Annotated in this window: 20 protein-coding genes; 4 read left to right on the top strand and 16 right to left on the bottom strand. The window is 39.5% G+C overall.

Features of this window, described 5'->3' with window-relative positions; translation table 11 throughout:
* Window positions 1-114: 114 nt before the first annotated feature.
* Window positions 115-1032 (bottom strand): tetratricopeptide repeat protein, encoded by a 918-nt coding sequence (locus tag AA974_RS00640; protein ID WP_064432983.1) that lies wholly within the window; start codon window positions 1030-1032, stop codon window positions 115-117.
* A 149-nt stretch (window positions 1033-1181) separates the two neighbouring features.
* On the opposite strand from AA974_RS00640, the gene rfaJ reads away from it, so the two are divergent.
* Window positions 1182-2300 carry an HP0159 family lipopolysaccharide 1,6-glucosyltransferase gene (rfaJ, locus tag AA974_RS00635; RefSeq protein ID WP_064432982.1) on the top strand — a complete coding sequence of 373 codons (1119 nt, stop codon included), beginning with the start codon at window positions 1182-1184 and terminating at the stop codon, window positions 2298-2300.
* Here rfaJ and AA974_RS00630 read toward each other — a convergent pair.
* The 6 genes from AA974_RS00630 to recA are packed head-to-tail and all read right to left on the bottom strand — an operon-like array spanning window position 2297 to window position 6985.
* Window positions 2297-3253, bottom strand: coding sequence for a PDC sensor domain-containing protein (locus AA974_RS00630; RefSeq protein ID WP_064432981.1), 957 nt, complete (start codon window positions 3251-3253; stop codon window positions 2297-2299). The two genes, rfaJ and AA974_RS00630, sit on opposite strands and share 4 nt — an antisense overlap.
* 21 nt (window positions 3254-3274) lie before the next feature.
* Window positions 3275-3763, bottom strand: coding sequence for a shikimate kinase (locus tag AA974_RS00625; RefSeq protein ID WP_064432980.1), 489 nt, complete (start codon window positions 3761-3763; stop codon window positions 3275-3277).
* A gap of 4 nt (window positions 3764-3767) precedes the next feature.
* Window positions 3768-4364 (bottom strand): AMIN domain-containing protein, encoded by a 597-nt coding sequence (locus AA974_RS00620; protein ID WP_064432979.1) that lies wholly within the window; start codon window positions 4362-4364, stop codon window positions 3768-3770.
* 17 nt (window positions 4365-4381) lie between these two features.
* Window positions 4382-4657, bottom strand: coding sequence for a hypothetical protein (locus tag AA974_RS00615; protein WP_064432978.1), 276 nt, complete (start codon window positions 4655-4657; stop codon window positions 4382-4384).
* A complete protein-coding gene (eno, locus tag AA974_RS00610; RefSeq protein ID WP_064432977.1) occupies window positions 4650-5930 on the bottom strand; it encodes a phosphopyruvate hydratase in 1281 nt (426 codons plus the stop codon). Before eno ends, AA974_RS00615 begins: the two co-directional genes overlap by 8 nt.
* A gap of 11 nt (window positions 5931-5941) precedes the next feature.
* Window positions 5942-6985 carry a recombinase RecA gene (gene recA / locus AA974_RS00605; protein ID WP_000952098.1) on the bottom strand — a complete coding sequence of 348 codons (1044 nt, stop codon included), beginning with the start codon at window positions 6983-6985 and terminating at the stop codon, window positions 5942-5944.
* A gap of 98 nt (window positions 6986-7083) precedes the next feature.
* Here recA and AA974_RS00600 point away from each other — a divergent pair, with 98 nt between their 5' ends.
* Window positions 7084-7947: a menaquinone biosynthesis family protein gene (locus tag AA974_RS00600; protein ID WP_064432976.1), complete on the top strand. Its 864-nt coding sequence runs from the start codon at window positions 7084-7086 to the stop codon at window positions 7945-7947.
* On the opposite strand, the gene AA974_RS00595 is transcribed toward AA974_RS00600, so the two are convergent.
* From AA974_RS00595 to ccoN, 8 genes are all read right to left on the bottom strand, one after another.
* Window positions 7944-8711 (bottom strand): hypothetical protein, encoded by a 768-nt coding sequence (locus AA974_RS00595; protein WP_064432975.1) that lies wholly within the window; start codon window positions 8709-8711, stop codon window positions 7944-7946. The two genes, AA974_RS00600 and AA974_RS00595, sit on opposite strands and share 4 nt — an antisense overlap.
* 84 nt (window positions 8712-8795) lie before the next feature.
* Window positions 8796-9377 carry a hypothetical protein gene (locus AA974_RS00590; RefSeq protein WP_064432974.1) on the bottom strand — a complete coding sequence of 194 codons (582 nt, stop codon included), beginning with the start codon at window positions 9375-9377 and terminating at the stop codon, window positions 8796-8798.
* An 11-nt stretch (window positions 9378-9388) separates the two neighbouring features.
* Entirely contained in the window at window positions 9389-9973 is a 585-nt protein-coding gene (locus tag AA974_RS00585) for a hypothetical protein (protein ID WP_064432973.1), read from the bottom strand.
* A 100-nt stretch (window positions 9974-10073) separates the two neighbouring features.
* Complete coding sequence (locus AA974_RS00580; RefSeq protein ID WP_064432972.1) at window positions 10074-10280, bottom strand: DUF4006 family protein; 207 nt, start codon at window positions 10278-10280, stop codon at window positions 10074-10076.
* A gap of 10 nt (window positions 10281-10290) precedes the next feature.
* Window positions 10291-11169: a cytochrome-c oxidase, cbb3-type subunit III gene (ccoP, locus tag AA974_RS00575; protein WP_064432971.1), complete on the bottom strand. Its 879-nt coding sequence runs from the start codon at window positions 11167-11169 to the stop codon at window positions 10291-10293.
* A 1-nt stretch (window position 11170) separates the two neighbouring features.
* Window positions 11171-11389, bottom strand: a complete 219-nt coding sequence (locus tag AA974_RS00570) for a cytochrome c oxidase, cbb3-type, CcoQ subunit (protein ID WP_064432970.1) — start codon at window positions 11387-11389, stop codon at window positions 11171-11173.
* Window positions 11390-11399: 10 nt separating this feature from the next.
* Window positions 11400-12098, bottom strand: coding sequence for a cytochrome-c oxidase, cbb3-type subunit II (ccoO, locus tag AA974_RS00565; protein ID WP_064432969.1), 699 nt, complete (start codon window positions 12096-12098; stop codon window positions 11400-11402).
* A gap of 12 nt (window positions 12099-12110) precedes the next feature.
* Entirely contained in the window at window positions 12111-13577 is a 1467-nt protein-coding gene (ccoN, locus tag AA974_RS00560; RefSeq protein WP_064432968.1) for a cytochrome-c oxidase, cbb3-type subunit I, read from the bottom strand.
* A 169-nt stretch (window positions 13578-13746) separates the two neighbouring features.
* On the opposite strand from ccoN, the gene AA974_RS00555 reads away from it, so the two are divergent.
* Together AA974_RS00555 and AA974_RS00550 are read left to right on the top strand one after the other, a co-directional pair.
* Window positions 13747-15195 (top strand): DASS family sodium-coupled anion symporter, encoded by a 1449-nt coding sequence (locus AA974_RS00555; RefSeq protein WP_064432967.1) that lies wholly within the window; start codon window positions 13747-13749, stop codon window positions 15193-15195.
* Entirely contained in the window at window positions 15196-16182 is a 987-nt protein-coding gene (locus AA974_RS00550) for an adenine-specific DNA glycosylase (protein ID WP_080470966.1), read from the top strand.
* A gap of 23 nt (window positions 16183-16205) precedes the next feature.
* On the opposite strand, the gene AA974_RS00545 is transcribed toward AA974_RS00550, so the two are convergent.
* Complete coding sequence (locus AA974_RS00545; RefSeq protein WP_064432966.1) at window positions 16206-17861, bottom strand: L-lactate permease; 1656 nt, start codon at window positions 17859-17861, stop codon at window positions 16206-16208.
* Window positions 17862-17872: the final 11 nt, after the last annotated feature.

Below are 17872 nucleotides of genomic sequence, written 5' to 3'. Positions count from 1 at the left end.
GATTTTATGTAGCCTCAATACCCATCAATAAAGACGCTTGATCCCTATTTGATAGCACAAGAATGGAGAGATTTCTATAAGATGGTTTTTAATAATTAGCCCCTAAGCTTTAGCTTATTGCGTATCATCTTGAGTGTCGTTTTGCGCGTCATCTTGCAAATCATCAGACTTCTTGCCAACCACTTCTAATATCTTACAACTACCACTAAAGCCTAAAGTGCACCCTTTCTTATAATATGAAATGGCTTTATCTAAATCCTTTGGAGTGCCCTTACCCGTGTAATACATCACCGCCACATTATGACAACCGCTCCCTTCTTTTAAAGAACAACCCTTTTTATAAAGATTCAAGGCTTGCTCTTCACTTTGTTTGACATTCATACCGACTTCATACATGTATCCCAAGCTCACACAGCTTGTTCCGTCTTTTAAATGGCACCCTCTTTTAAAATTCGCAAGGGCTTTTTTCAAATCCTTCTCCACGCCTTTTGCGTTCCTATACATATACCCTGCAAAGTTACAACTAATGCCATAATTCAAACTGCAAGCGTATTTAGAAAGAGAAAGGGCTTTGGCATAATTTTGCTTCACGCCCACGCCATTAAAATACATAAAGCCTAAACTACCGCAACTCACCCCACCCTTTAAGTGGCACCCTCTCCTATAATAATAGACAGCCTTTGGAAGGTTTTTTTGAACGCTATCACCATCTTCATACATAGAACCTAGACTCGCGCAAGCGAGATGATTCCTTAAATTGCACCCTCTTCTGTAATAAAAAACGGCTTTTGGAATATTCTGATCCACGCTATCACCATCTTCATACATAGAGCCCAAACTCGTGCAACCAACCCCCACCCTTAAATTACAGCTCCTCTTATAAAAAGCCACCGCTTTATGGTAATCCCCTCTCTTAAAGGCTTGAGTAGCCATTTTAAAATAGGTCTCACCGGTTGTAGCCGCCAAATAGCTGAAACAACTTGCCATTAAAAATAAAATCAAAAACCACTTTTTAGTCCAACTCTTTATCATCTCATTCCTTACAAAACTAAGCCAAAGCTCACACAAAGAAAAACCAGTAAAACCTCAATCTAATTGGTTATTATAGTATAATATTCAAAAAAATTAATCCAATTTTGGATTAATTTTAATTGAAAACCTATTTTAGGAAACCACTTAAAATGAGTATTATTATTCCTGTTGTCATCGCTTTTGACAATCATTATACCATTCCAGCTGGCGTGAGCTTGTATTCCATGCTAGCTTGCGCTAAATCAGAAAACCCCCAATCGCAAAATGATAGTGAAAAACTTTTTTATAAAATCCACTGCCTGGTGGATAACTTAAGCTTTGAAAACCAGCGCAAGTTGAAAGAGACTCTAGCCCCCTTTGATGCTTTTGCGAGCCTAGAATTTTTAGACATTTCAACCCCTAATCTTCACACCACTTCAGTAGAACCCTCTGTGATTGATAAAATCAATGAAGCTTTTTTGCAACTCAATATTTACGCTAAGACTCGCTTTTCTAAAATGGTCATGTGCCGCTTGTTTTTGGCTTCTTTATTCCCGCAATACGACAAAATTATCATGTTTGATGCGGACACTTTGTTTTTAAATGATGTGAGCGAGAGTTTTTTTATCCCGCTAGATGGCTATTATTTTGGAGCGGCTAAAGATTTTTCTTCTCCTAAAAACCCTAAACACTTTCAAATAGAAAGGGAGAGAGATTCTCGCAAAGCCTTTTCCCTTTATGAGCATTACTTGAATGAAAAAGACATGAAAATCATTTTTGAAAACCACTATAATGTTGGGTTTTTAATCGTGAATTTAAAGCTGTGGCGCATGGATCATTTAGAAGAGCGCTTATTGAACTTAACCCGTCAAAAAGGCCAGTGCGTGTTTTGCCCTGAACAGGATCTTTTAACGCTCGCATGCTATCAAAAAGTTTTAATCTTGCCTTATATTTATAACACCCACCCTTTCATGGCCAATAAAAAACGCTTCATTCCTGACCAACAAGAAATTATCATGCTGCATTTTTATTTTGTAGGAAAACCTTGGGTTTCACCCGCCGCTTTATATTCTAAAGAATGGCATGAGACTCTTTTAAAAACCCCTTTTTATGCTGAATATTCCGTGAAATTCCTTAAACAAATGACAGGATGTTTAAGCCTTAAAGACAAACAAAAAACCTTTGAATTTCTCGCCCCCCTACTCAATCCAAAAACCCTTTTAGAATATGTCTTTTTCAGATTGAACAGGATTTTCAAACGCTTAAAAGAAAAATTTTTTAACTCTTAGCGTTCTCGTTTGGGCAACACGCTATAGGCGAATTTAACATAAATCGCTAAACTGATCAAAAGCACTGCCACACCAATAGCCAAATACACCGCATAAGTGATTTTATCCGGTTCGCTCACGCTGAATTTAAACACTAGCATTAACGCTTCAATGGCTAATGCGATAATGATAGAGCCTAAAAACCTGATCATCGTGCGGTGGATTGCATGGTGGTTGTCCCCGCTATTTTTACCCAAAACTTCCTCTTCAAAAATCGCCTTGACTAGATCAAAGGTGGCTAAGGCTAGGGTTAAAAGCACAATGGGATGGAACACTTCTTTGATGTCAAAACTGCTAAAATTGACAATCGCTGTCCAAAAGCTAGAAATGCATTTCACAAACAAAAGCAACGACACTAAAGTGAGCATGATAGAAATCATAAAATACATGACCATGCTCCCTTCGCTAAAGGCTCTGAAATACTTTGAAGGCGAGCTGATTTCAATCGCCACTCTCAAAGGGATTTGCAAGCACACCACAAACGCTAAATCATTATTTTGATCATACACCGGGTAAGACGCGCTCACTACCAAATGGTTCCCTTTCTTAGAAGGATAGGGATCAGTTAAAATGCAACGCTTTTCATTCACGGCTTGATAAAAATAATATTTATCGCTAAAGCTGGCATGCGATTCTAATTCAATCCCTTCTGTTAAATCATGCTCTAATATCCCCTCCTTATGCCCTTGCTCTTTAAGTTGGCTTGGCTTAAGCACTAGCATGCCCTTAGCGTCTAACACAAAAAAATTTTTTGCCATTTTGATTTCAGCATGCATTTTTTTGATCTGTTTGTTTAAATAATCCAAAGTGATTTCAGGGAGATGGTTGCGGATATTGTGCGAAAACAAATAGGTAAGATAAGCGTATAGCTCGGTGCGGATCTTGGAATATTGGACAATATCTCTACTCAACATCAAAAGACCTTTAAAAAAAATTTATGCGATGAATTGTAGCACTTGTTTTAAAGAATTATTTAAACCGCCCCTTGCATCAATGATAAAAGAGGCGTTTCTTTCATAGAGGGCTTGGCGTTTTTTAAAAAGCTCTTTGGCTTGAGTGAGATTATTCAAAAGGGGGCGTTTTTCCCTTTCTTTTTGATTCAAACGCTTAATCAAGGTCTCAAAATCCATTTTGAGATAAAAAGTTGTGCCTAAACCCTTAAGGTTATCATGCATCACAATGCCCCCACCGGTAGAAATAATATGGGGGGTTTTGAGCGTTTTTAATTCATCAATCAAATTTTTTTCAAACATCCTGAAATTGTCTTCGCCAAGCTCTTCAAAAATCCCTCTCACGCTCAAGCCCACCCTCTCGCTAATGATCATATCCGTATCCAACACTTCTAATTTCAAAATAAGCCCCAATTCTTGCGCTAAGGAGCTTTTACCGCTCCCCATAAAACCGATTAAGACTAAATGCTGCATGCTTTTATTTCAATTTTAATTCATACGCCCCGTTTTTTTCTTCCAAAAGATAGCGGTATTTCCCGTCTAAAATGAGCGTGATGCGGTAATAATCTTTGTGCGTGCCGACTTTAATTTGAGAAAAAAACTTCTGGTTTAAATCCATATTTTGATAAATATCCAAAGGGCCTTTTTGCGTGTCCAACACGATTCTATAGGGATTGACTAGCACAAAAGAGCGCAAAATTTTATAAGGGGAGCGCAAAATCATCGTGTTGTTTGCCATGGAAAAATCAAAATCTTGGATCTGGTAGCGTTTTTCAAAGGCTGCTTGATCAAGGGTGTGTTGGGAGAGTTTTAAAGGGTAATGCCAATCAATGCTTTTATCAACACCCACGACTTTAGAATGGATAGAGCCATCAATATCCTGGTAAGTGAGCGTGATTTGTTTTAAAATCCTAGCACTCGTGGGCAAATCCACATGGATTTCTTTAAAATAACTATCATAGATCCCATTAAAGCCCCCTTGCAAATTCTTGGAATTGATTTCAGGCTCAAAAGGGTTGTCTCTAGCCAACAAAACGCTTAAAACTACCACCAAACCTATCATCTTTTTTAACACTATCATTTTCCTTAAATCTAATCTCTAGGCCGTAATTCCTTCAACTCAAACAAACGCTTTTGCAAGTGCACATTCTTGCTTTGCAATTCGGTGATTTCTTGTTGTAATCGTTCATGCTTGTCTCTTAAATCCAAATAAACTTCTAAAGAAGAACCACCAAAAAGCAACTTCCCTAAATAATACCCAAACCCAAGCAGTAAAAGGAAAAAGACGATAAGGGAACTGTGGCTATAGAAAAAATCTCGTGCTTTGTTGTCTTTGATTTTATCGTTTTCAAAAAGGCCATCAGCCATGCTTAAACAACTCTTTACCGATATAAATCCCCCCTTTTAATTCATGCTCAATCTCTAAAAGGCGGTTGTATTTAGCGGTCCTTTCACTCCTTGCGGTGGATCCGGTTTTGATTTCTCCCGTATTGAGTGCGACAGCAAAATCAGCGATAAAGCTGTCCTCACTCTCCCCACTTCTATGACTCATCACGCATTGATAGGCATGGTGTTTGGCTAATCTTATGGTCTCTAAAGTCTCACTAATGGTGCCGATTTGATTGGGTTTGATTAAAATGGCGTTCGCAATGTTTTTTTCAATGCCTTTTTGCAAGATGCTCGTGTTCGTTACAAACAAATCATCGCCCACTAATTGGATTTGACGCCCTAATTCCTTGCTTAAAAACGCCCAACCCTCCCAATCGTCTTCGCTCAAACCATCTTCAATGGATACAATTGGGTATTTTGCCACCAATTTCTTATAATAAGCCACTAATTCATGCGAATCTAGAATCTTGTTTTCACCCTTTAAATGGTAATTGAAATTTTCATCCACCAATTCGCTGCTCGCTACATCTAAAGCGAGTGCTATTTCTTCGCCTAATTTATAGCCAGCTTTTTCAATGGCTTGAGAAATGACTTCAAGGGGTTCTACATTGTTGTTAAAATTAGGTGCAAAACCCCCCTCATCGCCCACGCTTGTGAACTGATTGTTTTCATCTAAAAGTTTTTTAAGCGTGTGATAGACTTCCGCGCTCGCTCTTAAGGCTTCTTTAAAACTCTCAAACCCTAAAGGCATGATCATGTATTCTTGAAAGTCTATGGAATTATTCGCATGCGTTCCGCCGTTGATGATATTGAGCATCGGCACAGGCAAAGTCAGAGCGTTAGCCCCCCCTAAATAGCGGTATAATGGCAGATTTAAAGCCTTCGCACTAGCCCTTGCTAACGCCATAGAAACGCCCAAAACAGCGTTCGCTCCTAAATTAGCGTAATTAGGCGTGCCGTCCAAAGCCCTTAACCTCTCATCTACAAAGGCTTGATTGATCGCTTCAAGCCCTATTAAATGGTGTTTGATCACGCTATTGACATTTTCGCATGCCCTTAAAACCCCTTTACCCAAAAAACGGGTTTTGTCATTATCCCTTAATTCTAACGCTTCTCTTTTACCGGTGCTCGCCCCGCTAGGCACAATCGCGCTCGCCTTAGTGTTATCGCTTAAAATCACGCTGGCTTGAATGGTAGGATTGCCCCTACTATCCATCACTTCTAAAGCATGAATATCTTTAATGGTTAGCATCAAAATCCTTTCTATTCCATTTCTTCTAAAGGCTCATCCGGTAAGGGCATGATCTCTTCATTAGAGCCAATACTCTCTTTAATCTTAAGAGTGATTTCATTCGCTAGGGCTTTATCTTCTTTCAATAAGGCTTTAGCGTTTTCTCTGCCTTGCCCTAGTTTTTTATCCTGGTAGCTAAGCCATGCCCCACTCTTATCCACAATGTCTAATTTCACGCCATAATCAATGATTTCGCCCTCTTTAGAAATCCCCTCCCCAAACATGATGTCAAATTCCGCTTCTCTAAAGGGTGGAGCGACTTTATTTTTAACCACTTTGGCTTTAGCCCTATTGCCGATATGCTGTTCGTTTTGTTTTAAAGCCGCGATTCTTCTAATATCAATCCTAACGCTCGCATAGAATTTTAAAGCATTACCCCCGGTTGTGGTCTCTGGACTCCCATAACCCATCATGCCAATCTTCATTCTGATTTGATTGATAAAGATTAAAGTAGTGTTCATCTTGTGCAAGACACCGGTGATTTTTCTTAACGCATGGCTCATAAGCCTTGCTTGCAAGCCCACATGCTGATCGCCCATATCCCCATCAATCTCCGCTTTAGGCGTAAGAGCCGCTACAGAATCCACCACCACTAAATCAATCCCTCCGCTTCTGGTGATCGTTTCTAAAATTTCTAAAGCCTGCTCGCCCGTATCAGGTTGGGAAACGAGTAAATTTTCCGTATCCACGCCCAATCTCTTAGCATAATGCACATCTAGGGCATGCTCAGCGTCAATAAACGCACACACGCCGCCATTTTTTTGGCATTCTGCAATAATATGCAAGCTTAAAGTGGTCTTCCCGCTTGACTCTGGCCCGTAAATTTCAATGATTCTGCCTTTTGGAACGCCCCCAATCCCTAAAGCCAGATCCAACCCTAACGAGCCTGTAGAAATAGCGTCAATCTTTTCTACTTGCTTATCCCCAAGGCGCACCAACGCCCCCTTGCCAAAAACCTTATCAATTTGTTTGATTGCTAAAGAAATCGCTTTTTGTTTGTCTTCATCTATTGCCATTAAATTACCTTATTGAATTTGATTTGTTTATTCTATCAAATCCTAGCCTAAAATCTATTATAATAAAAGAACTTACCCTATCACAAAAGGATTTTACTTTGATTAGTGTCGCTCATAGCCCTGATGCTGATGATATTTTCATGTATTATGCGATTAAGTTTGGCTGGATAGATTGCCCCATTAAAAATAAAACATTCCACAATATTGCCCTTGATATTGAAACCCTAAACCAAGAAGCCCTAAAAAACACTTACGATGTGAGCGCAATCAGCTTTGGGCTATACCCTAAAATTGCGAACGATTACGCCTTGCTCCCCACAGCGACTAGCTTTGGGAATGGCTATGGGCCTAAATTAGTGAAAAAAAAGGGCGTGAAATTGAAAAAAGATTTTAGAGTTGCATTAAGCGGGGAGCACACCACAAATGCTCTCTTGTTTAAGATCTATTACAAACATGCGCGCACCGCTTACATGAATTTTTTAGATATTGAAAAAGCGGTTTTGGAAGAAAAAGTGCATGCGGGCGTGCTCATCCATGAAAATATCTTAGATTTCCATAATGAATTAGAAGTGGAAAAAGAATTGTGGGATGTTTGGCAAGAACTGACCCAAAGCGATTTACCCTTGCCTTTAGGGGGCATGGCGATTAGGCGCTCTATCCCCTTGTATCGCGCGATTTTGATTAAAAAGGCTTTGATTAAAGCGGTTGAAGTCGCTTTAAAACACCAAAATTTGCTCTCTGGCATGCTGTTAGAACGCTCGCTCATTCGTGTCAATATAGAGCGCTTACAAACTTATTTAAGCTTGTATGCGAATGAAACTTCAACGCGCTTAAGCGAGATTCAAATTCTCGCAATAGACAAGCTTTTTGAATTAGGCTATCAGCATGGGTTTTATGCCAGTTTGTTAAAGACTAAAGATTGCTTGCTCACTGATGAATATTTGCAATACCGCTTTTCTTAATCCAATTCTAATTTATGCATAAGCAAGTAACGGATCATCGCATACAATAAAAGGATTTTTAAAAAATCCACCCCCCACAAAAGGTAGTATTTATTTTCTTGTAATTCTTGTTGTTGTAGGAAGTAATAAAACCCCTCATTGATGCTTAAATTAGAGCTCATTAAGGGCAGTAACGAATTAAACGCTAATTCTAAAACAACCCCCACAAGAATGAATAACAGCCCCCCTAGTAAAAAACGCGCTTTTTTGATCCTAGCAGTATTTAAAACGCTCAAAACAAATAAAAATTTCATTAAAACAAGCCCTAAAAACAGCGCGATACCTAAAGTTTTAGTGGGTTTTAACACAAAGGTTTTTAAAGCGGTGTGCAAGATAAATAACACGCTGGATTGCGCGTTAAAAAGATAATAGCCCAAACGCACGCTCGCCACAAACCAGAACAAACTGAAGATAAAAAACGCCACAGGGAGCAAGATCTTAGGGAGCAATAAAGACTCTAAACTAATGGGTAAAGAAAAGCTTAAAACCCCCCTTTTAGAAAAAAGCGTGTTGAGATTTCTGATCGCTCCCACACTGATTGCGACTAGTAAAAACGCCCCCAAGACAAAAAAAAGCGTGTAGCTTAGGGTGAGCATGGTTGTTTCTTCAGCGCTTTGAGAAGAGAAACAAACCGCTAAAATAGTGAGCGTTATTAAAAAATTCCCCACAACAACATTCCCTACTTGCCCCAAGGCGTCATGTTTAAAAACTTTTAAAAAACCCATAGCCTTATTATACCCATTCGGATAGAAAATTTAGGCTTTTTAAGGATTGAGTAATAAAAAACGCTAAAAGCATTTTTTAATGCGCTACTTGAAAAAAGCCAATTGCTCTAAAATCAATTCTTCTTTATTTTTAAAAACAAATTTAAAAAGGATCTTATAACGCCCCCTTTTGTCGCTCTCTAACAAATCAAATTTTAAAGGCTCGCATGCGATCTTGCAATCAAGCGTTCTTAACAATCTGGGCTGTGATTGGCTGGGATAAAACGCTAAATACACTTGAATATTTGGCGGATCTAAAGCGGTTTTGAGCGGTTGCAATTGCGCATAAAGCGTGTTAGATTTTTCCAAAATCAAAGCGTTCTTTAAAAGGTTTTCTTGGAGTTTTTTATCCCCATGCGTGCCTTTAGAAAAATAGGGTAAAATGGGGGTTTTAGGGCTTTCTGTAAGAGGTTTTAAACCCACTAAAAAACGATAATTGGCTTTAAAGTTTTCATAGGTTTTGAGCATAGCGTTAAAGTTTAAATCTACTTCGTTATGGCCCTTAAAATACACTAAATCGTTTTTAGGCGAATTTTTTAAGGCAAACACCACCAAAAACACCACAATCCCAAGCCCAAGAATGAGCACGCTCAAAATCCCTAAAGGCCAAAAGTTTTTTTCTTTCATTGATTTCTCTCTTAAGATTTTTTAAAAAAATAAAGCCCCAAAAACGCGCCTAAAAGCGTCAATAACAAAATATAAATAACCACCTTTACAAAAGTTACTCCCTTAGGAGCGTTAAAATTTTGCATAATATTCACCCGATATTTTTCCGCTAAAATATCTACTGCGACCGAATAGCCGTTAATAAGCATGGCTGAAATCCTTTGAGGCGTGTATTCTTTAGCGTTTGTGGGGAGTAAGGGAGCGATTTTTTCAAAAAAGATCCTATCAGTGTCTAACAAATCTTTAGGGTTAGCCACTAATTCTATTTTTTGAGCGTCATGGTAGAAAAAGAATACCACAAAAGGGGGTTTGAGCTGCTTTAAAAAGCCCTCTTGATAATTTTGGCGTTCACTTTTAGCCACCAAAGCAATAGGATTTTTTTCAAAATCCGTCATATCAATCACAAAACGCACGCCTGTTTTAAGATAAAGTTCTTTAGAAACGCTCTCTACAAACGCAACGCTTTTTCCTACCAAACGCCCTTTAGAATTATTAAAAACATAATCATTGCCCCCCAAACAACAAACAAAGGCTATTACAAGCCATAAGATCCTCATGTGCTAAACAAAAACAAGTTAGGCACAAAAGAAATAACAATCGTCATTAAAATGGTCGCTACTACCATTAAGGCTAATATTTTTTCTAAAGTCGTGAATTTCATTTTTTACTCCCTTGATTGACTAATTCATAATTAGCCCGGTTTTGGGTGTTTTTTGTCTCTAAAGCGTTAATATCCTTATAGCGGTAATAATTGGTGGCTTGCTCTTTTTGGATATGGATCGCTTTGAGTGCAAAAAAAACGGCCACACACAATAAAATAACCACAATCAGTAAATTCCCTGCTAATCCGTTTAAAAATTTCATCTCTTTTCCTTTAATCTTCTAAGGGTTTTAGCGATTGGATAAATTCGGCTAACGCTTTAACTTGCAAATCGCTAAAGTTTTTATACTTGAATGACGGCATATGCCCTATATTGCCCTTTTTGCCATGCGTTAAGATATTTCTTAAAAAATTCTCTGTGCCGTAAGCGGTCAAATCGGCTGCAAACACTTGATTTTCTTGCAAGCCCTTACCATCATTGCCATGACAGCCTGTGCAACCCATGCTTTCAAACAGCTCCTTGCCTTTATCAATGAGTTGAGGGTTTTTCGTCTTTTTAACGCTAGAAATTTCTGCCATCACATAGCTCGCAATCGCTTTAGCGTCTTTTTCGTCTAATTCCATAGCGGGCATTTCCCCAGCGAGATAATCCATGCCTTTAGAGCCATGCTTAATGGTGTCCACAATGCCTTCTTCTTTACCCCAGCGCACCAGATTTTGAGCACTCCCATGCAAACCCTCAGCGGTGACGCCATGGCATTGCGAACAATGGACTAAAAAGATGCCTTGACCCATATCCACCAATTCCTTTTGGCCCAAATGCTTCCATTTGGCTTCAAATTTTTGGTTGTGCGCTTTAACCTCTTCATTATATTGCCCGATTTGAGAAAAGCTATTCAGCGGATACCCAAAGAAAAAATACCAAAAAGCCCACACAATCGTGCACATAAAACTTGCGATCCAGCCTACTGGCACATTATTAGCGAACTCCCCTATCCCATCAATCAAATGCCCGTTTTCCATGAGCTCCCCTTGGGATTTGCTGTCGCGCATTTCTTTAATGAGCGAGCTGGATTCATAGATGGTTAAAACTAAAATCACAAGCGCTGCAATCAAGCCAAAAACATTTATATGGTCGTTTAAAAAATCCATTTCAACTTTCCTTTATGCCATTATCATGAACTTTTTTATGGCGCGGTTCAATCAACTCATCTTCTAAAGCATCATTTAACGCTAAGTATCCGTATCGCTCATAATCCACGATACCCTTTTTTTGCTTTTTATACATGCTAAAAATATAAGCGTATAAAAAGAGTGTAAAAAGAATAGTGAAAAACGCATACGCAAAACCTCTCAAACTTTCTAAATCCATCATTCACCCCTTATTTAGCGTTTTGATTAGTGTTGATCCTGGAATTACCCAAGCTATTCAAATAAGCGATCAAAGCCACAATTTCTAACACTTCACCTCTCTCAATCGCTTCTAGCACCCTCTTGTCTTTCATGTCGGCTGTGATTTTTTTAGCTTCTTCTAAATAGGCTTTTTTCGCTTCTTCTGCATTCCCTAATTTCACGCCGTTTTCTGTGTCATAAGGCACGCCAAAAACCTTTTTTTGCGTCAAAGCTTCTGCATAAGCGGTGTCAAAGTCGCTCTTTTTTATGAATAAATGCTTATAGGCTGGCATGATGCTGTGCGGCACAACGCTTTTAGGATCAAACATGTGCTTTTCATGCCAATCGGTTGTGCGATAATCCCCCACCCTGTGCAAATCAGGGCCAATCCTTTTAGAACCCCATAAAAATGGCCTGTCATACGCATATTCCCCGCTCAAACTATATGCGCCATATCGATCCACTTCAGCTTGGAAGGGGCGGATGAGTTGGGAATGGCAATGATAACAACCCTCTTGGATATAAATTTGTCTCCCCGCTGTCTCTAAAACCGTGTAAGGCCGTAAGCCTTCAATCGGGCGAGCGGATTTAAAGAAATTGGGCAAAATCTCCACCAAGCCTGCAATCGCAAACACAAAAATAAACGCAAGAGTGAAAAAGAACGGGTTTTTTTCTAAAAAACTAAACATTTCCAACCTCCCCTATCTAGACATAGGCGTGGCATAATTGGGCTCACGCTCTAATTTTTTGCCTGCTGTGATTGTCATAAAAATATTGTAAGCAAAAATAATAAATCCGGTAAAATACATAAGACCCCCAACGCCTCTAATATTGTAATAAGGGATCAGCACCTTAACCGTGTCAATGAACTGGTAAGTGAGATTCCCATACTGATCCACATCCCTCCACATCATCCCTTGCGTGATCCCTGCAATCCACATGGACGAAAAGTAAAGCACAATCCCTAAAGTCATGATCCAAAATTGGAAATCCACAAGCTTGCCTGAATAAATCTCTCTTTTAAAAAGCCTAGGCGTCATGTGATACATGCTCGCGATTAAAGTGAAGCCTACCCACCCAAGCACGCCGTCATGCACATGCCCTATAATCCAATCGGTGAAGTGGGCTAAGGCGTTCACGCTCTTGATGGCTTGAATAGAGCCTTCTAAAGTGGAAAGCATGTAGAAAGTTGAAGCTAAAACTAAGAATTTAATCAAAGGGCTTTCTTTGAGCTGGTGCCACTGGCCTCGCATCGTTAAAAGCATGTTAATGGCTGTCCCCCACGAAGGCAAGATCAACACCACTGAAAACACGCTAGAAAGGGTTTGCACCCAATCAGGCACGGTGGAATAAATCAAATGATGCCCGCCTGCCCAAATATAAACAAACATCAAGCTCCAGAAAGAAAACAAAGTGAGTTTGTAAGAAAAGATAGGCTGACCGCTCTCTTTAGGCAAAAAATAATAAATCGTGCCAATCACCCCACTCGTAAAGACAAAAGCGACCGCATTATGCCCCCACCACCATTGAATGAGCGCATCATTACTGCCTGAATACATAGAAATAGAATGCCAAACACTCCCCATATCAGCGACAAAATAGGTGGGGATAGAAAGGTTGTTGAAGATATACATCACCGCTATACCCACATAAGTAGCGATATAATACCATAAAGACACATAAATGGTATTTTCTCTCCTAACGCTCATGCTCCCAAACATATTAACCCCCCATAGCACCCATGCCACAACCACAATAATATCTAAAGGCCACATCAATTCAGCGTATTCTTTAGATTGAGTAAGACCAGCAAACAAGCTAATAACCCCTAGAATTAAAAGAATAATCCAGAGCCAAAAATGCAATAACCCTACAATTTTCAAAAAGGGGTGTTGGTGGTAAGTGATTTTAAGCACCCTTTGACCGATATAATACCAACTCGCCCAAATCCCCCCAAGAGTGAAACCATAGATCACCGCATTCGTGTGTAAAGGGCGTAAGCGGCCAAAAACGCCATACTCCCCTGCAATATAATTCAAGTTAGGGAAAGACAATTCAAAGGCTAGCACAATCCCTATTAACATGCCTATTATCCCAAAGGCAACCATCGCATAAAGAAACAATTTGCTAATGGAATAATCATAACTCAAAGGCACATTTTCTTGCATGCAATACTCCTATTTTTGTAGTAAATTCAACAAAGATAAACATAATTATAAAATTTTATCTTTTTCAAAAAGCTTAATTTTTAATATTTTTCTGTAACATTGCTAACTTAATCCAATTTGAATGACATTTTTAAGCCAAACCACTACTATCTTTGGCTAAAGGCTAAACATGGTTAAACCAATTCTCTCAATCCTTGCCCCTTTTTTTATCGCAACGCTGTTGTATTTTTTAGGCACACCGGATGGGTTAAACCCTAACGCATGGCTTTATTTTTGTATTTTCATAGGCATGATTATAGGGCTAGTGTTAGAGCCGGTGCCATCAGGTTTGATAGCTTTAAGCGCATTAGTGTTGTGCGTGGCGTTAAAAATTGGAGCGAGCGATAAAATAGCGAGTGCTAATAAGGCTATTTCGTGGGGTTTGAGCGGGTATGCGAATAAAACGGTGTGGCTTGTGTTTGTCGCTTTTATTTTGGGTTTAGGGTATGAAAAAAGCTTGTTAGGGAAACGGATCGCTCTTTTACTCATTAGGTTTTTAGGGCAAACCCCTTTAGGTTTAGGCTATGCGATTGGTTTGAGCGAATTGTGTCTAGCCCCCTTTATCCCTAGCAACTCCGCTAGAAGTGGGGGCATACTCTATCCAATCGTTTCATCTATCCCGCCTTTAATGGGATCCACTCCAAATAATAACCCTGACAAAATCGGTGCGTATTTGATGTGGGTCGCTTTGGCTTCAACTTGCATCACTTCGTCCATGTTTTTAACCGCGCTCGCTCCTAACCCCCTAGCAATGGAAATCGCTACCAAAATGGGCGTGAATGAAATCTCATGGTTTTCGTGGTTTTTAGCGTTCTTGCCTTGTGGGGTGGTTTTGATCTTGCTTGTGCCTTTATTAGCGTATAAAACCTGCACTCCCACCTTAAAAGGCTCAAAAGAAGTGAGTTTGTGGGCTAAAAAAGAATTAGAGGGCATGGGGAAGTTTTCTTTAAAAGAAATTTTAATGCTCAGCCTCACTTTATTGGCTTTATTGGGTTGGATTTTTGGCAAACCTTTAGGCTTGCATGCGAGCGCGACGGCTTTGATTGTCATGGTTTTAATGGCGTTTTGTAAGATTGTGAGCTATGAAGACATCCTTAAAAACAAGAGTGCATTTAATATTTTTTTATTGCTTGGATCGCTACTCACGATGGCTGGCGGGCTTAAAAATGTAGGGTTTTTACATTTTATCGGCAATGCAGCTAAAGATTTTTTAGAGCATGCTAACTTGGATCCGTTAATAGCAGTATTGTTTATTATAGCCCTCTTTTATCTGTCGCATTATTTTTTCGCTAGCATCACCGCTCATGTGAGCGCGTTATTCGCGCTTTTTGTAGGGATTGGTTCGAACATTCAAGGGGTCAATCTGCAAGAATTGAGCTTGTTTTTAATGTTCTCTTTAGGAATTATGGGGATTTTAACCCCCTATGGCACAGGCCCATCCACCATTTATTACGGGAGTGGGTATATTCAAAGCAAGGATTTTTGGAAATGGGGGTTTATTTTTGGCTTTTTGTATTTAATCGTGTTTTTAAGCGTGTGCGTGCCTTGGGTCAAATTCATCGCTTATAGGTGGTTGTAACTGGAAACTTTACACAACGCCCTTTTAAAATGGTATGAAAAATTTGGGCGGAAGGATTTACCTTTTAGGAATTTAAAGGGCATTAACGCCCCTTATGAAGTCTATATCAGTGAAGTGATGAGCCAACAAACCCAAATCAACACGGTGGTTGAGCGTTTTTATTCCCCTTTTTTAAAAGCTTTCCCCACTTTAAAAGACTTAGCGAACGCTCCATTAGAGGAGATTTTATTGCTCTGGAGAGGGCTTGGCTATTATTCAAGGGCTAAAAATTTAAAAAAAAGCGCTGAATTTTGCGTTAAAGAGCATAACTCACAATTACCCAATGACTATCAAAGCCTGTTGAAACTCCCCGGGATTGGCGCATACACGGCTAATGCGATTTTATGTTTTGGCTTTAGAGAAAAGAGCGCATGCGTGGATGCTAATATCAAACGAGTGCTTTTAAGGCTTTTTGGTTTGGATCCTAATATCACGGCTAAAGATCTGCAAATTAAGGCGAATGATTTTCTCAATCTTAATGAAAGCTTTAATCATAACCAAGCCCTAATTGATCTAGGGGCTTTAATCTGCTCCCCTAAACCCAAATGCGCACTTTGCCCTTTAAATCCTTATTGTTTAGGTAAAAACCACCCAGAAAAACACACGCTTAAGAAAAAACAAGAAATCATTCAAGAAGAGCGTTACTTGGGCATTGTGATCCAAAATAACCAAATCGCTTTAGAAAAAATAGAGCAAAAACTCTATTTTGGGATGCACCATTTCCCTAGTCTAAAAGAAAATTCAGAATGCAAACTCCCCTTTTTAGGCGCAATCAAACACAGCCACACTAAATTCAAGCTCAATTTAAACCTCTATTTAGCTGGGATAAAAGATTTAAAAAACCCTATCCGTTTTTATAGCCTTAAAGACTTAGAAACCTTACCCATAAGCTCTATGACGCTTAAAATCTTGAATTTTTTAAAACAAAAAAATTTATTTGGGGGTTAAAGTTTGCCAAATCTAAAATGGCTCTACTTTATCGCAGGCACCACTTCAGGGATCAAATACGCAATCGCGCTAATCACGACTCCCATGATCGTTACAAAAATAAGGGAGTATTTAACCGTGAATTTGAATAAATCGCTCTCTTTCCCGGCCAATCCCACTGCCGCGCAAGCGATAGCGATGCTTTGAGGGCTTATCATCTTGCCCAAAGTGCCACCCACGGTATTAGCCGTTAGGGTTAAAATCTCAGGGAGGTGCAATCGTTGGGCGGTGAGTTGCTGTAAAGAGCCAAATAAAAGATTAGAACTCGTATCGCTCCCGGTTAAAAACACGCCCACCCACCCGATCAAGGGCGAGAAAAAGGTGAAAGCTAATCCCGTATGGGTGAGCGCTAAGGCTAGAGTGGAAGAAATACCGCTGTAATTAGACACATAGGCAAAGCTTAAGACTAAACCAATGGTAAGAATGGGGTAGCGCATTTCTTTTAAAGTCTCGCCAAAGACACTCAGCGCATCGCTCACTCGCACCCTTAAAACGAGCATGCTAATGAGAGCGGCTAAAAAAATGGAAGTGCCAACCGTGTTGATTAAGAAAAATTTAAACACCACCGGAAAACTCACGCTTTGATCGGATTCTACAAAAGGCGGGCTTTTAAAGATGTGGTTGCTGATGTTATTGAATTCAAAATAAAAATTAGAAAAAGCTAACAAGCCGTCTTTTTCAAATAAAGCCTTAAAAAAAGGCTGTATCCATAACACAATCACTAAAACCAAAATCACAAAAGGAGACCAAGCGACATAAACCTTACAGATATGATGGTTACTCTTAGTGAATGAAGCCGCTTTGCCATCGCTTCTAAAAATCACTTTAGGCTGCCAAAATTTCAAAAAGAGCGCGGTTGCAACGAGTGAAACAAGGGCTGAAATAATGCCAGGCAATTCTGGCCCCAAATAATTAGAGCTTAAAAATTGCGCACCAGCGAAAGAAAAAGCCGCTATAAAAACGGCCGGAAAAGTTTCTTTAATCCCCTTAAAGCCATCCATTAAAAACACAATGAAAAACGGCACTAACAAGCTCACAAAAAAGAGGATTTTACCCGTCATGGCTGAAATCAAAATCGCTGGCACCCCTACCGCGCTCGCCATCGCACTTATAGGGATACCCACCGCACCAAAAGCCACAGGAGCGGTATTAGCGATTAGGCACAATCCGGCAGAATATAAAGGGCTTAACCCTAATCCCACTAAAATCGCTGCTGTAATGGCAATAGGCCCTCCAAAACCAATCGCTCCTTCTAAAAACGATCCAAAACAAAAGCCAATCAAAATCACTAAAATGCGGTGGTCTAAAGTGATGGACTGGACGCTTTCTTTTAAAATTTCAAAATAGCCGGATTTAACGCTGAGTTTGTATAAAAAAATCGCCGCAATAATGATCCAAGCGATCGGCCATAAGCCATAGAGGAAGCCATAAAGAAAGCTTGAACCTACCATGCTAACAGGCATTTTATACGCTAAAACCGCAATAATGGCTGACAGAGCCACGCTCAAAAAGACCGCTGTATAACCTTTGAGTTTGAAAACTATTAAAGATAAGAAAAATAACAAAATCGGCAATAAGGCCACAAGAGCGCTCAACCAAATATTACCCAAAGGGTCATAAATCTGATGAAATTCTAGCACTAAAAAATCCC

The organism is Helicobacter pylori (assembly GCF_001653475.1).
Taxonomy (GTDB): Bacteria; Campylobacterota; Campylobacteria; order Campylobacterales; family Helicobacteraceae; genus Helicobacter; species Helicobacter pylori_CM.
The sequence above is the reverse complement of the archived record's forward strand: the minus strand, read 5'-3'. Positions and strand labels throughout refer to the sequence as shown.